Source organism: Actinomadura sp. NBRC 104412, assembly GCF_030269515.1.
Lineage (GTDB): Bacteria > Actinomycetota > Actinomycetes > Streptosporangiales > Streptosporangiaceae > Spirillospora.
Genome location: NZ_BSTM01000001.1, coordinates 73,859 through 87,394 on the forward strand (window position 1 = coordinate 73,859; position 13,536 = coordinate 87,394).

The following is a 13,536-nucleotide window of genomic DNA, read 5'->3' on the forward strand; positions in this document are numbered from 1 at the left end:
ACTCAACCGCTCCGAGTCGTGTCACCATCCATATGAACTCGACTTCACAGAGAGAGGCCACATGTCCACTGACAGGCAGTCCGGTGCCGGCGGCGCGGCGAACGGCGGGGCGCTGACCCTGGATCGCGGTCTGCGGGTCCTGGAACTCCTCGCCGCCGAGGACCGCGATTTCGCGGTCGCCGAGATCGCCTCGGAGCTGTCCATGCACCGGCAGGCGGTGTACCGGCTCCTGAACACCCTCACCGCGCACCACCTCGCCGCCCGGACCGATTCGGGGCGCTACTGCCTGGGGCTCGGCGTGCTGCGCCTTTCCCATCTGGCCAACTCGCAGTTGCGCCGGCTGGTGCTCCCGCAGTTGCGCCGGCTCGCCGAGTCGCTGGAGTCCACCGCCCAGTGCGTGGTCGCCGAGGGGAACGAGGCCGTCGCCCTCAGCGTCGTCGAGCCCGAGAACGCCGCGTTCCACCTCTCCCAGCACCCGGGCGCGCGGCACCCGCTGGAGCAGGGCGCGAGCGGCATCGCGATCCTGTCGAGCAGGCCGCCCACGCCGGGCGAGCCACAGGAGGTCACCAAGGCGCGGGAGCTCGGATACGTCGTCACCAGCGGGCAGCTCACCGCCGGGGCCGTCGGCATCGCCACGCCGTTGCGCGACCGCACGGGGCAGCCCCTGAACGCGAGCATCGGCATCGTCTCGCTGCGCGAGCTGGACATCGAGGAGGCGGCGGCCGCCGTCATGGCCGCCGCCGCGAACATCTCCGAGTTCGGCGCCTGAGCCCCGGCCGGCCGCCGGAGGCGATGGGCGGCCGATGTGACCCTTGACACCGGCGAGCGCGATGCCGACCATGAGATGGCCAATATCTGAGCGTTTCTTTTCAAATATAGGACATCCATGACGTCATCGTTCGCCCGGAACCAGTGGTACGTCGCCGCCTACGGCTCCGAGATCAGCAATGAGCTGCTGGCTCGCACCATCTGCGGCGAGCCGATCGTCTTCTACCGGACCTCGGCGGGGGAGGTCATCGGGCTCTCGGACAACTGCGTGCACCGGCGCTTCCCGCTGTCCGAGGGAAGGCTCGTCGACGACAAGATCGTCTGCGGGTATCACGGCTTCACCTACGACCAGCGCGGCACCTGCGTGTACGTGCCCGGCCAGCAGCGGATACCGCGCACGGCCCGGGTGCCCCGCTACCCCGTCGTCGAGCAGGACGGCTTCATCTGGGTCTGGATCGGCGACCCGGACCGGGCCGACGCCGGCGCGATCCCGCGGACGCCGTGGTTCGAGGCCGAGGGCTGGTCGACCGTGCGCGGCATGGAACGGCTGGAGGCGCGCTACGGGCTGCTCGTCGACAACCTGATGGACCTCTCGCACGAGACGTACCTGCACAGCACCTCCATCGGATCGCCCGAGGTGGCCGAGGCGCCCATCACGACCGAGGTGGACGACGTCAACCAGGTCGTCTACGTCAGCCGGCGGATGGACGACGCCGAGTGCCCGCCGTTCTACGCGCGGGCCACCGGGATCACCGGCCGCATCACGCGGTGGCAGGACATCGAGTACCACCCGCCGTGCCTGTACCAACTGCACACGCGGATCGCGCCCCAGGGCGTCTACCCGCCCGACGACGGCCCCGACGACCAGGCGTTCCATGTGGAGATCGCCAACCCGATCACTCCGGAGACCGAGACCACCACGCTCGACTTCTGGGTGGTCGCCCGCGACTTCGCGATCGACGACCCGGAGATCTCCGGATCGCTGACCGAGATCACCCGCTCGATCATCCTTGAGGACGTCGCCGCGCTGACCCGGCTGGAGCGGCACCTGGCCGCCGATCCCGGCGGCTACCAGGAGCTCAGCATCAACATCGACACCGGGGGCCTGGCCGCCCGGCGCATGCTGCGCCGGCAGATCGAGGAAGCCGACCTCGCACAGGCGCGCTCGTGACCGGTGCTGCGCACGAGGGACCTCCCGCCCGCCGGGCGGGGGGCTTCCGGATCACCTGGGTGCCCGGGAGCGACCGGCTCCACGGCATCTGCCACTGCGGCGCCGACCGCGTGAGCGAGGACCCCGCCGAACTCTGGACCTGGCTCTACGACCATCCCGTCGACCACCGGCCGACGCCGGAACCGGCGGGTGACGCCTCACCGGAGCGCTCGCGCGCGCTGGTGCCCACCCCGGTGGGGATCGCGCCGTGACCTCCCCGGCCGCCCGGACCGTGGCCGAGTGGGAGGACGATCTCCTGGTCGCGCGCAAGGAGGCCGTCGCCGCCGGTGTCGTCGCGCTGCACCTGGTCAGCCCCTCCGGCGCGGACCTGCCCGCATGGCGGCCCGGCGCCCACATCGACCTGCTGCTGCCCTCCGGCCTGGTGCGGCAGTACTCCCTGTGCGGCCGCCCCGGCGACCTCTCCACGTGGCGGGTCGCGGTGCTGCGGGAACCGGACGGCGCGGGCGGCTCCGCCTACGTGCACGACCGGCTGGCCGCGGGACAGCGGCTGCGGGTGCGCGGGCCGCGCAACCACTTCGAGCTCGAACCGGCCGACCGCTACCTGTTCATCGCGGGCGGCATCGGCATCACGCCGCTGCTGCCGATGGTCGAGTCCGTGCAGCGGTCCGGTGCGCCGTGGCGGCTCGTGTACGGCGGCCGGAGCCGCGCGTCCATGGCGTTCACCGACGAGCTCGCCCGCTACGGCACGAAGGTCGAGCTGCGGCCGCAGGACGAGACCGGGCTGCTCGACCTCGACACGCTCCTCGGGGAGCCGCGGCCCGGCACCAAGGTCTACTGCTGCGGCCCGGAGGCCCTGCTCACCGCCGTCGAGGAGCGCTGCTCGCGGTGGCCCGGGGACGCGCTGCGGGTGGAGCGGTTCCGCCCCCGCCGGCCCGGCCCCTCCGCCGCGGAGGACTCGGCGTTCCTCGTCGAGCTGGCCTCCAGCGGACGCGTCATCGAGGTGCCGCCGCACGTCTCCATCCTCGCCGCCCTTGAAGAGGCCGGTGTCCCGGTGCTCAACTCCTGCCGCGAAGGCACGTGCGGGACGTGCGAGACGACGGTCCTGGACGGGGAGCCGGACCATCGGGACTCGGTGCTCACCCCGGAGGAACGGGCCTCGGGCGAGTTCATGATGATCTGTGTCTCCCGTGCCCGCGGGGACCGGCTGGTGCTCGACCTCTGACCCGGATCCGCGGGCGGGTGCGGCCCGCCCGCGGTGCACCGGCTCTCCTTCGGTCCCTACGGTCCTGGCGCGGGTCAGCCCTGTTCCGGCTGGGGCTCCGCCACGTCCGGCCGGCGCGGGCCGGAACCGGCGGCGACCCGCCGGGCCTGCGTGAACAGGCGCTTGGCGATGTCGATGAGCCCTCCCCGGCCGAGCAGCACGAGAAGCACGATGATCGCGCCATAGGCGATGTCCGGCTTCCCCTGGTAGATCTCACCGGAGACGAGCGGCAGGTAGACGATGATGATTCCGCCGATGAGGGGGGTGGCCGGCGACCGTACCCCCGTCACGCCCAGCCCGATGAACAGCGTCAGGGACAGGGTGAAGGCGAAGGGGTCCGGGCTCACATAGGCCGAGAACAGCGCGAGCAGGGCGCCCGCCAGCCCGGCCAGCAGCGAGCTGACGAAGAACGCGGCGATCTTGACCCGGCTGACGTTGATACCGCAGACCGTCGCGGCGAGCTCGCTGTCCCGGACCGAACCGAGTGCCCGGCCGACCCTGCCGCCCAGGAAGAGCCGGGTGAGGCCGAAGGCGAGCGTCGCGGCCACCAGGATCACGTAGTAGGTCCAGACACCGGTGTCCATGCTGCTGGAGGGCGCGGACCAGCCGGAGACGGTCATGCCCTGGGTGCCCCCGGTCAGGTCCTCGAAGTGCTTGGCGAACTGGGGGACGGTGAGCGCGAGCGCGAACGTGGCCAGGGCCAGGTACATGCCGCTCAGCCGCAGCGCCGACACCGCGAACACCAGGCCGAGCACGGCGGCGGCCAGCGGCGCCAGGAGGATGGCGAGGTACGGGTTGACTCCCGCGTTCGTGACGAGCAGGGCGGTCGAGTAGGCGCCGACGCCCATCAGCCCGCCGTGCCCCAGCGAGATCTGGCCCGCGTAGCCGGTCACCACGTCCAGGCTCAGGATCGCCAGCCCGTAGATGAGCACCATGCTGAAGTTGGAGATCGTGAAGTCGCCGCTGAACTGGGGCAGCAGCGCGAGCGCGACGAGCACCAGCACGGTCGCCACCCGGCTCGGCGTCACCAGCGTGGTGACCGGCCGCGGTGCGTCGGGGTGCCCGCTGGCAGGACGTGCAGCGGCTCCGGTGAGGGTCGTCATGGTGGTTCTCCGCTCAGGCCCGGTGCGCGACCGGTCGGCCGAACAGGCCGTTGGGCTTCACGTACAGGACGGCGACGATCACACCGAAGGCGATGACGGCGTTGAGCGTCTGCAGGTCCGGCATGAGGTAGTTCGAGAAGTTGACGATCAGGCCCACGATCAGACCGCCGATGACGCTGCCCACCATGCTGTCGGTGCCGCCGAGCACGACCGCCGCGAAGGCGAACAGCAGCGGTGGCTGCAACATGTTCGGTTCGAGGGTCTGGACCGGGGCGACGAGGATCCCGGCCACCGCGCCGACCGAGGCCGCGATCCCCCACCCGACGGTCTGGACCCTGAGCACGGAGATGCCGAGAAGCTCGCTCTCGGTGGGCTGGAGGGCGGCGGCGCGCATGGCGAGCCCGAAGGTGGTGAGCCGGAAGAACGCGGCGCACATCACCACCAAAGCGACGGCGATCACGAGGATGGCGATCTGCCGCTGGGGCAGGTAGACGCCGAGCACGCTCACCGGGCGGTTGTCGAACGGCGAGGGGAAGCTCTTCGTTGAGTATCCCCAGATCATCCCGGTCACCCCGTTGACCAGGTAGAACAGCCCGATCGTGAGCAGGATGAGCCCGAAGCCGCCGCGCTTGGCCACCGGGCGCACCAGGCCGGCCTGCAACCCGGAGCCCAGCACGAACGAGACGACGAGCGCGAAGGCGAAGGCGAGCGCGTAGGGCCAGCCGAACTTGGCCGACATCGTCCACGCCACGAACGCGCTCAGGGTGGCCATCTCGCCCTGGGCGAAGTTGATCGTGCCGGTCACGCGGTTCACGACCACGAGCGCGAGGCCGAGGACCGCGAAGATCGTCCCGTCGCTGAGGCCGATGACTAGCTGCTGGATGAACTGCGTCATGGTGCTGGCCGGATCCTTAGGCGAGGTACTGGTTCACGAGGCTGACCTGGAGGTCCTCGGTGGGACCGACGTCCTGGACGTAGCCGGCCTGGAGCACGTAGGCACGGTCGGCGACCTCCATCGCGTAGCCCACGTCCTGCTCGGCGAGGACGACGGTCATGTCGCGTTCCCGGATCGTCCGCTGGATCAGCTCGTAGACGTCCGAGGTGGTGCGTGGCGAGAGGCCGAGCGAGGGCTCGTCCAGGAGCAGCAGCCGCGGCTCGGACATCAGGGCCCGGCCGATCGCGAGCATCTGCTGCTCACCGCCGCTGAGCGTGCCGGCCCGCTGGTCCTGCCGCTCGGCGAGGCGGGGCAGGGTGTCGAAGACCTCGCTCATCCGGCGCCGGATCTCCTTGCGGCGCGCGCCGTAGCCGCCCAGCACCAGGTTCTCCTTCACGGTCAGCTCGACCAGGGTGCCGCGGCCCTCGGGCACGTGCGCGACACCGGCCCGCGCCACGTCGGAGGTGCTCAGCCTGGACAGGTCCCGGCCGTCGAGGACGATGCGCCCGGAGGTCCTGACCATCCGCGAGATCGACCGGAGCGTCGTCGTCTTGCCGGCGCCGTTGGCCCCGAGCAGCGCGATGGTCTCGCCCCGTTCGACGGACAGGCTCGCGTCGAAGAGGGCCGGGATGTTGCCGTAGCGGGCCGACACGTGGTCCATCACCAGGAAGCTCATCCGCGCACCTTCCCCAGGAACGCCTCGCGCACGATCGGGATCTCGCGGACCTCCGCGAGGGTTCCCTCGGCGACCACATGGCCGTCGACGAGCACCGTCACCGTGTCCGCCAGCCGGCCGACGAACGTGAGGTTGTGCTCGATGACGAGGATCGTGATCCCCTGCTCCCGGTTGAGGCGCAGCAGGGTGTCGCCGAACCTCTCGACGTCCTCGGTGGTCAGCCCGGCCGCGGGCTCGTCGAGCAGCAGCAGCCTGGGCCGTCCCATGAGGGCTCGCGCCAGCTCCACGCGCTTGAGGGCCGCGTAGGGCAGCCGGTCGGCCTCGTGCTCGGCGAGGTCGGCGAGGTCGAGCGCCCTGAGGATCTCGTATCCCTCCTCCGTGGCCGCCCGTTCCTCGCGGCGGGCCCCCGGCGAGCGGGTGATCCAGGGCAGCCAGCCGACCTCGGTCCTGCTGTGGTGGCCCAGGAGCACGTTCTCGATGACGGTGAGGCTGGGGCACAGCTGCGGGTGCTGGAAGGTCCGCATGATGCCGAGCTTGGGCAGCCTGGCGGGCGGGACGCGCAGCAGGCTGAGGTCGCGGTAGCGGATCTGGCCGGACTGCGGGCGCTGCGTGCGGGTGATGCAGTTGAACGCCGTGGTCTTGCCGGCGCCGTTCGGCCCGATCAGCGCGTGGACGGTGCCTTCGGCGACCGAGAACGACAGGTCGCGCAGCGCGGTGACGCCACCGAAGCCGACGCCGATCCCCTCGACCACGAGCAGGTCCGCCCGCTCCTCGGCCGGTGGCCCCGGCGCCGTTCCGGACTCTTCCAACGACTCAGACACATGGCTCAACGTGGGCGCGCCTTTCGGAGGGTGACGAGTCTGCCGCTGATCGAGTGTCCGTATATAGGACTCTTCGTTTCGTGTATGTGTCACTGTGCCGCGTATCACTCACGGCGTCAACCGTCCGGATGTGGCACGCGCACCGCCGGTGACCTCCGCTGTCATCCCCAGTTGACCTGGCCGCCCGACACGTTGAGGTTCTGGCCGGTGATGTAGGAGGCGTCCTCGGAGAGCAGGAACCAGATCGCGGCCGCACACTCGCGCGGCTCGCCCTCGCGGCCCATGGGCACGCCCGACGCCCGCGCGGCCCGGAGCCGCTCGGGGTCCTCCCCCCACCGCGTGGCGAGCTCGCGTACCACGCTGTCGCCCATGGACGTGTCGATGATGCCGGGGCAGACGGCGTTGACCCGTACCCCGCGTGGCGCGAGGTGCGTGGCGAAGCTGCGCGTGATGGACAGGACGGCCGCCTTCGACGCGGCGTACACCGCGGCCTCGGCGATCGCGCCGGTCTTGGCGGCGGTCGAGGAGATGTTGACGATGGCCGAGCCGGCGCCCATGCGCTCGGCGAAGCCCTGGCACAGGAAGAACAGCGCTTCGGCGTTCACGCGCATGACACGGTCCCATTCCTCGACGGTGACGTCCGCGACGGGCACGAGGGAGACGACTCCGGCGGCGTTGACCAGATAGTCGAGGCGGTCCACCTCGGCCACGAGCCGCGTCCTGGCGTGGCGGTCGCCGAGGTCCACGGCCCGGGTGGTGACCCCCGGCCGCCGGCCCGCCTCGGCGAGCAGGCCCTCGTCCCGGTCCACCGCCACCACGGCCACACCCTCCGCGACCAGCCGGTCCACGACGGCGAGCCCGATGCCGCCGGCCGCCCCCGTGACCACTGCCGTTCTGTCCGCGCCCATCAACCTCACCGCTTGTCCGTTATTAGAGAAATCTGTACGTATAACGGTCATATGCTCGGACCCGGCCGGAACCGCTGTCAACAGCCATGGCCGGGCGGATCGCGCCTGACCGCACCCGGCTTCCTTGACGCTCGCTCGCGGCGGTTGCAGAATCGATGTACGTATTTACGACAATTTGTCCGATAAATGGAGTCCACGAGCGTGCCCTGGGCATGCCGTGAACCCGGGACGCGAGGGAGCCGTGCACGTGGAGACCGACGACTGGGAGAACACGACCGTTGTCGTGACGGGCGCGGCCCGCGGGCAGGGGGCCGCCGAGGCGGCGTTGTTCGCCGAGGCGGGCGCGAACGTCGTCGCGGCCGACATCGACGCCGAGGCGGTGTCGGCGACCGCGGCGGGCATCGGCGGCCGGGTCACGGCCGTGGGCCTGGACGTGACCAGCGACGAGGGCTGGCGGCGGCTGGCCGGCGACCTCGCGGACGGACCGCCCGTGCGCGTGCTCGTCAACAACGCGGGCATCCACTGGTTCCGGCCACTGCACGACGAGCCGGCGGAGAACCTGGAACGCATGCTGCGGGTCAACCTGATCGGACCCCACCTGGGCATGCGCCACCTGGCGCCGCTGATGCGCCGCGCCGGCGGCGGCTCGATCGTCAACATCTGCTCGGTGGTCGCCGACCGCGGGGCGTGGAACGCGTCCTCGTACGTCGTGTCGAAATGGGCACTGCGCGGCCTGACCAAGGCGGCCGCCCTCGAACTCGGGCCCTGGGGCATCCGGGTCAACGCGGTCCTCCCCGGCTACGTCGACACGCCCATGCTCAGCGAGATCGCCGGAGGCGGCCGGCCGGCGGACTACTACGACTTCCTTCCGCTCGGCCGGCCGTCCACGCCCGGCGAGGTCGCCGAGGCCGTGCTGTTCCTGGCCTCCCGGCGCAGCTCCTCCCTGACCGGGACGGACCTGGTGGTCGACGGTGGCCTCCTGGCCCTTCCCGGCATGCCACCGCCCCAGCGCGTGACGGAGGCGTGAGGGAGAACGGGCTCAGCCGCCCGTCCCGGCGTCGCGGGCCGCCGCCTGGCGGCCCGCGATCCGGCCGAAGGCCAGGCACTCGGCCAGGCTGGCGCCGCCGTTCGGGTAGAGGAGGCCGTGCATGGACCCCAGCTCTCCGGCCGAGTAGAGCCCGGGGATCGGGCCGCCCCGCACCGAGAGGACCCGCGCCCGAGCGTCCCGGCGCGGCCCGCCCACCGTGTGCGACCCGCCCGGATAGAGCGGCATGGCGTACAGGCGCTCACCGGTCAGCGGCGCGAGCGTCTCCACGGGCCGGCCGAACGGGTCCCGGCCGGTCGCGCACGCCTCGTTGTACGTCTCGACGGTGCCGGAGAACACCGCCTCGTCGAACCCGCACTCGCGGGCGAGCCCCGCGACACCGTCACCGCTGCGCACCCAGCCACGCGAGAGCTCGGCGGTGTTGTCCTTGCTCCACGCGTAGTCCCCGACGGGACCGGCCGGGCCGGTACGGGTCGAGACCAGAGGCCCGGCCTGCATCCGGTCCTCGCCGAAGACCCACCACACGGGGATCCGCGGGAAGGTCAGGCGCCCGGCGTCCATGGAGAGCACTTCGAGATTCGCCGCGTGCTGGACGCCGGGCTCACAGGTGAAGCGCGCACCGCTCCCGTCGACCAGGATCGTCCCGTACGGCCGGTTGCCCTCGGCCAGGGCGAAGCGTCCCGTGGCCCAGTAGTCCGGATGGAAGCCGCCGGTGTAGTCGCAGTCCTCGAAATGGGCGACCAGGTGGCCGGGCCAGCCGTTCATGTGCCACAGCTCGGCGCCGACCTCCATGGCCATCGTGATGCCGTCGCCGGTGTTGCGCTCGGTGCCGTAGAAGTAGGCGTGCGGCACGGGGAAGTACCGCCGCTTCAGCTCCTCGCTCGCCTCGTAGCCCCCGGTGGCCAGGACGACGCCGCGCCTGGCGCCGATGCGCCGGACGCGGCCGTCCTGCTCGACCTCGACACCGATGACCGCGCCATCGGCATCGGTGAGGAGCCACCGCGCCCGGGTCGAGTACCGGCGCTCGATGCCCCGGCGGGCCACCTCCGCGTCCAGGAAGCCGAACAGCGGGCATCCGGGGAGCGAGCCGCCGGCCTCGGGCGCGCCGAGCACGCGCCGGAAGCCGACGGTCTCCCACCCGGGAAGGGACCGGTGCTCGCCGCCCTGACCGCCCTCGGCGTGCGAGCACCCCAGCTCGTCGAGCCACCGCGGGTTCAGGGCGACCTCCTCGGCCCACGTGCGGATCAGCTCGGCGTCGAACCGCGCGGGGTCGTCCGTCACCTCGTAGAGGGCGGTCAGGTAGGTGATCGCCGCCTCCGGGTCGTCGAGCACCATGAGGAAGCCACCGGAGTAGCGGCTGTTGGGCCTGCGGTCGTCGGCGGGCTGCTTGTCCAGCACCACGACCTCCGCGCCCTGCTCCTGCGCCGTGAGGGCGACGGTGGCCCCGGCGACACCGAAGCCGACCACCACGACGTCGGCGCTCTCGTCGAAGTCTCCCGAGTGATACATCGTCTCGCTTCCGCTGCGTGGGGATGGGTCGAGCCGCTTGAGCCTCTGCTCCGGGTCCTACGAGGAGGAGGGGTCCTACGAGGAGGAGACGAGGTCGCCGATGAGCACGTACCGCCCGTTCTTGAACTCCGCCATGCCCTGCTGGTTCAGCGGCTCCCTGTCGTCGGCGGACGTGGAGATCACCATTCCGTCCAGGAGGAACGGGTCGTTGGCCTGGTTGAGCGACCGGCTGGCCTTGAGGATGGACTCGGAGGTGATGTCGCCCTCGATGCTCTTCAGCAGCTCGGCGAAGCTCCAGGCGGTGGCCATCCCCTGGAGGTAGTACTGCGAGGTCACGTCGCAGCCCTTGCAGTACTTGGCCATGATCTGCTTGTAGAGCTTGATGCCCTCGTCGGACGCCAGGGCGGGATCGTTCGGGTCCTTGTAGAAGGTGCCCGACCGGACGCCCTCCACGGCCGCGGGCGAGCCGGCCTGCTGGGCGACGGACTTGAGCACCGCCGCGTTGCTCCCCGACCCGGGGTCGATGTACTTCACCGGCGACCAGCCCTGGCTGTAGACCGCCGCGAGGATCTTCGGCGTGAAGCCGGGGACGGCGAAGCTGACCAGGATGTCCGCGTTGCTCTGCTTGAGCGCCGAGATCTGCCCGGTCACGCTGGTGGCGGTCGGGTCGTAGCCCTGCTTGGCGACGATGGTGACGCCGACCTTCCTGGCCTCGTTCTCGAACCCGGACAGGTAGCTCTTGCCGGCGTCGTCGTCCTGGTAGATGACGGCCACCGTCTTGCCGCGGAAGTTGGCCGCGATGTCCTTGGCGTAGAGCGCCCCCGAGATCACGGCCGGCACGTCCCACGCCATCGTGTAGGGGTACTCCTTGTACTGGGCCGAGAACGGGGTGGCGGCCGAGGCGACGAAGAGCTGCGGGATCTTCTTCTGGTTGAAGTAGTCGCGCACCGCGAGCTGGGTCGCCGTGCCGATGGAGTCGACGGTGGCGAGCACGCGGTCCCGCTCGACGAGCTGGCGGCTGACCTGGAGCGTCGTGGAGGGGTTGTAGGCGTCGTCGCGCAGCACGTACTCGACGTCGCGGCCGTTGATGCCGCCCTGGTCGTTGAGGTGGTCGAAGTACGCCTTGACGGCGGTGCACCGCTGCCCGGCCACGGCGACCGGCCCGCTCAGCGGGCAGATGCCGCCGATCTTGATCGGCCCGTCGGAGCCCCCGGAGCCGCCGGCGCCGCCGCAGGCGGCCGTGAAGGCCAGCATGGCCAGGCAGGCCAGTGTGACCCACCCTGAGCGAAGTGAGCGTCGGATGAGCATCGGATGCCGTTCCTTCCAGAGTTGTGGACGAGCCCCGGAGCCAGGACACGTGACTGCCGCGTTCCCTTGGTGTCCATTTATCGGACTATCCGTAACGAAATTGGGACAACCGGATTGTGTCCCGCGCCACAGCGCACGTCAAGCACCGATGCCGGTCAGGAACCGGTCCGCACCGGGCCGGTCCCACGAACGCGACGACCCCGGCCGGCGAAGCCCGCGCCAGGGCGGACTCCTCGACCGGGGCCGGGGACGGTGCGGGACGGGGGATCAGCCTCGGCTGTCCCGGTACGGGTACTCGCCGGACTCCGGAAGCGGTGGAACGTCCAGGTCCGCGATGGCCGGCTCATAGCCGTAGGCGATGTGCACGCGGCGGTCGTAGAAGGTCGTGACCCGGCGGTGGATGCGCCACCCCTCATCGGTGCGGCGATAGGAGACGTCGTAATACCCGACCGCCTGCGTCTGGACGGGCCGGCCGTACTCGTCGATCGACTTGCCGCGGTGCTGGAGATGGATGCGCGCGGTGGCCGTGTCACCGTCGATCGAGAAGTGCGGCAGGTTCAGCATGTGCACACAGCTCACCCGATCGGTCTCGCAGAACTTGGCCAGGTTCGCGCGCCCTTGGATGAAGTTCGGCTCGCCCATGCCGGCGAGCCGACGGCCCGAATAGACCCCGTCCTCGGTGAACAGGTCGGCCCACGCCTTCCCGTCGCCGCTGTCGTAGAGGAACGCGTACGCGCCCTCCAAGCGGAGGAGTTCGAGCTGGTCCTCGGCTCGCCGTACCCGCCGCTCCAGGTCTTCCAGGTCTGGCATGGTCGCCTCGCTTCCGGTCGCGTCGCCGGCCCTACTGCGTCCGTTATCTGGTCAGCATGTCCTAAATATGTAGCTGACTATGGCAACATGCGCTGACGCCGTCAAGGGGCCTCCCCGGCCGCCCGGACCCGCCCGGCCGGGCGCGTCGCGGTAACCCGATCACTCCATGCCCTTTTGCGGGCGGCGGGACAAGGGAGTGCAGAGAGCATGAACCGCCCCGAGGACCGGGCCTCGGCGGCTATTGGGACTTCGCCGTCGCGCCGTTCTCAACAAGATTCTTCTATTGCGTCATAAGCGTTGCTTGGCGGGAGCGCATCGCATGCGCCGGAGTTTTCGGGAGACGGAAACCCCACTGGCGATAATTTCGCGCTGCACTAAGCTGATGCGGGTGGCGAGGGTGACGGTTCGACGGCCGATCCTGCGGGTTTCCGCCGCCGGTGAGCGGCGGCGGGTCGACGCCGTGGCCGGTGAGGAGCCGCTGGAGATCCGGGTCGGCGGGCGGGCCCTGGCCGTGACGATGCGCACGCCCGGCCATGATGTGGAATTGGCGCACGGGTTCCTGCTCACCGAAGGCGTGATCGGCGGCCGTGAAGACGTGTCGTCCGCGCGCTACTGCGACAGCGTGGACGCCGACGGCCGCAATACCTACAACGTGCTGGATGTGACGCTGAGCGCCGGCGTGCCGCCCCCGGATGTGGGGGTGGAGCGGAATTTCTACACCACCTCATCGTGCGGAGTGTGCGGTAAGGCGGCCTTGGACGCGGTCCGGTTGCGGACGCGGTTCTCCCCGTCCGAGGACCCGTCCCAGTTCGCGGTGGAGACGCTGCTGTCGCTGCCCGACCGGCTGCGGGAGCGGCAGAAGGTCTTCGCCTCCACCGGAGGGCTGCACGCGGCGGGCGTGTTCACCGCGGACGGAGACCTGCTGGTGGTCCGGGAGGACGTGGGCCGCCACAACGCGGTGGACAAGGCACTGGGCGAGCTCCTGATGAAGCGCCGCGTGCCCGCGACGGGCACGGTGCTGATGGTCTCGGGACGGGCGTCGTTCGAGCTGGTCCAGAAGGCGGTGATGGCGGGGGTGCCGGCGCTGGCCGCGGTGTCCGCGCCTTCGTCGCTGGCGGTGGAGCTGGCCGAGGAACAGGGCATGACATTGATCGGATTCCTACGCGGGCCGGACATGAACGTCTACACCGGCGCCCACCGCGTCAAGGGTTGAGAGGCAGGT

The 13,536-nt window shown here is 70.7% G+C and carries 14 protein-coding genes; 6 read left to right on the forward strand and 8 right to left on the reverse strand.

Annotation, left to right across the window (positions count from 1 at the left end):
* The first annotated feature begins 61 nt into the window (after positions 1–61).
* The 4 genes from QSK21_RS00330 to QSK21_RS00345 all read left to right on the forward strand — a co-directional run bounded on the left by QSK21_RS00330 (position 62) and on the right by QSK21_RS00345 (position 3,161).
* A complete protein-coding gene (locus tag QSK21_RS00330; protein WP_285692595.1) occupies positions 62–769 on the forward strand; it encodes an IclR family transcriptional regulator in 708 nt (235 codons plus the stop codon).
* Between the two features lie 117 nt (positions 770–886).
* Positions 887–1,939 (forward strand): Rieske 2Fe-2S domain-containing protein, encoded by a 1,053-nt coding sequence (locus QSK21_RS00335; RefSeq protein ID WP_285692596.1) that lies wholly within the window; start codon positions 887–889, stop codon positions 1,937–1,939.
* Positions 1,936–2,190 (forward strand): hypothetical protein, encoded by a 255-nt coding sequence (locus tag QSK21_RS00340; RefSeq protein WP_285692597.1) that lies wholly within the window; start codon positions 1,936–1,938, stop codon positions 2,188–2,190. Before QSK21_RS00335 ends, QSK21_RS00340 begins: the two co-directional genes overlap by 4 nt.
* Positions 2,187–3,161 carry a PDR/VanB family oxidoreductase gene (locus QSK21_RS00345; protein ID WP_285692599.1) on the forward strand — a complete coding sequence of 325 codons (975 nt, stop codon included), beginning with the start codon at positions 2,187–2,189 and terminating at the stop codon, positions 3,159–3,161. The genes QSK21_RS00340 and QSK21_RS00345 overlap by 4 nt, the downstream gene beginning before the upstream one ends.
* Before the next feature lie 74 nt (positions 3,162–3,235).
* Here QSK21_RS00345 and QSK21_RS00350 read toward each other — a convergent pair whose 3' ends face one another.
* The 5 genes from QSK21_RS00350 to QSK21_RS00370 all read right to left on the reverse strand — a co-directional run bounded on the left by QSK21_RS00350 (position 3,236) and on the right by QSK21_RS00370 (position 7,642).
* Positions 3,236–4,303 carry a branched-chain amino acid ABC transporter permease gene (locus QSK21_RS00350; protein WP_285692600.1) on the reverse strand — a complete coding sequence of 356 codons (1,068 nt, stop codon included), beginning with the start codon at positions 4,301–4,303 and terminating at the stop codon, positions 3,236–3,238.
* A 13-nt stretch (positions 4,304–4,316) separates the two neighbouring features.
* Positions 4,317–5,198 carry a branched-chain amino acid ABC transporter permease gene (locus QSK21_RS00355; protein ID WP_285692601.1) on the reverse strand — a complete coding sequence of 294 codons (882 nt, stop codon included), beginning with the start codon at positions 5,196–5,198 and terminating at the stop codon, positions 4,317–4,319.
* A gap of 16 nt (positions 5,199–5,214) precedes the next feature.
* Entirely contained in the window at positions 5,215–5,913 is a 699-nt protein-coding gene (locus tag QSK21_RS00360; RefSeq protein ID WP_285692603.1) for an ABC transporter ATP-binding protein, read from the reverse strand.
* Entirely contained in the window at positions 5,910–6,734 is an 825-nt protein-coding gene (locus QSK21_RS00365) for an ABC transporter ATP-binding protein (RefSeq protein ID WP_285692604.1), read from the reverse strand. The genes QSK21_RS00360 and QSK21_RS00365 overlap by 4 nt, the downstream gene beginning before the upstream one ends.
* Before the next feature lie 161 nt (positions 6,735–6,895).
* Positions 6,896–7,642, reverse strand: coding sequence for an SDR family NAD(P)-dependent oxidoreductase (locus tag QSK21_RS00370; RefSeq protein WP_285692606.1), 747 nt, complete (start codon positions 7,640–7,642; stop codon positions 6,896–6,898).
* Between the two features lie 247 nt (positions 7,643–7,889).
* Between QSK21_RS00370 and QSK21_RS00375 the strand changes: the two genes are divergently transcribed.
* Positions 7,890–8,669 (forward strand): SDR family NAD(P)-dependent oxidoreductase, encoded by a 780-nt coding sequence (locus QSK21_RS00375; RefSeq protein ID WP_285692608.1) that lies wholly within the window; start codon positions 7,890–7,892, stop codon positions 8,667–8,669.
* A 12-nt stretch (positions 8,670–8,681) separates the two neighbouring features.
* On the opposite strand, the gene QSK21_RS00380 is transcribed toward QSK21_RS00375, so the two are convergent.
* From QSK21_RS00380 to QSK21_RS00390, 3 genes are all read right to left on the reverse strand, one after another.
* Complete coding sequence (locus QSK21_RS00380) at positions 8,682–10,196, reverse strand: FAD-dependent oxidoreductase (protein ID WP_285692610.1); 1,515 nt, start codon at positions 10,194–10,196, stop codon at positions 8,682–8,684.
* 75 nt (positions 10,197–10,271) lie between these two features.
* Positions 10,272–11,504, reverse strand: a complete 1,233-nt coding sequence (locus QSK21_RS00385; protein WP_285692612.1) for an ABC transporter substrate-binding protein — start codon at positions 11,502–11,504, stop codon at positions 10,272–10,274.
* A 267-nt stretch (positions 11,505–11,771) separates the two neighbouring features.
* The gene (locus QSK21_RS00390) at positions 11,772–12,314 is read right to left on the reverse strand and encodes a nuclear transport factor 2 family protein (protein ID WP_285692614.1); all 543 of its coding nucleotides are present in this window, start codon (positions 12,312–12,314) and stop codon (positions 11,772–11,774) included.
* Positions 12,315–12,702: 388 nt separating this feature from the next.
* Between QSK21_RS00390 and fdhD the strand changes: the two genes are divergently transcribed.
* Positions 12,703–13,527 carry a formate dehydrogenase accessory sulfurtransferase FdhD gene (fdhD, locus tag QSK21_RS00395; RefSeq protein WP_285692615.1) on the forward strand — a complete coding sequence of 275 codons (825 nt, stop codon included), beginning with the start codon at positions 12,703–12,705 and terminating at the stop codon, positions 13,525–13,527.
* Positions 13,528–13,536: the final 9 nt, after the last annotated feature.

What these genes read in the sequence shown, in the direction of transcription:
- QSK21_RS00330 (WP_285692595.1), top strand. Translation starts at nt 62, where the DNA reads ATGTCCACTGACAGGCAGTCCGGTGCCGGCGGCGCGGCGAACGGCGGG.
- QSK21_RS00335 (WP_285692596.1), top strand. Translation starts at nt 887, where the DNA reads ATGACGTCATCGTTCGCCCGGAACCAGTGGTACGTCGCCGCCTACGGC.
- QSK21_RS00350 (WP_285692600.1), bottom strand. Translation starts at nt 4,303, where the DNA reads ATGACGACCCTCACCGGAGCCGCTGCACGTCCTGCCAGCGGGCACCCC.
- QSK21_RS00355 (WP_285692601.1), bottom strand. Translation starts at nt 5,198, where the DNA reads ATGACGCAGTTCATCCAGCAGCTAGTCATCGGCCTCAGCGACGGGACG.
- QSK21_RS00360 (WP_285692603.1), bottom strand. Translation starts at nt 5,913, where the DNA reads ATGAGCTTCCTGGTGATGGACCACGTGTCGGCCCGCTACGGCAACATC.
- QSK21_RS00370 (WP_285692606.1), bottom strand. Translation starts at nt 7,642, where the DNA reads ATGGGCGCGGACAGAACGGCAGTGGTCACGGGGGCGGCCGGCGGCATC.
- QSK21_RS00380 (WP_285692610.1), bottom strand. Translation starts at nt 10,196, where the DNA reads ATGTATCACTCGGGAGACTTCGACGAGAGCGCCGACGTCGTGGTGGTC.
- QSK21_RS00385 (WP_285692612.1), bottom strand. Translation starts at nt 11,504, where the DNA reads ATGCTCATCCGACGCTCACTTCGCTCAGGGTGGGTCACACTGGCCTGC.
- QSK21_RS00390 (WP_285692614.1), bottom strand. Translation starts at nt 12,314, where the DNA reads ATGCCAGACCTGGAAGACCTGGAGCGGCGGGTACGGCGAGCCGAGGAC.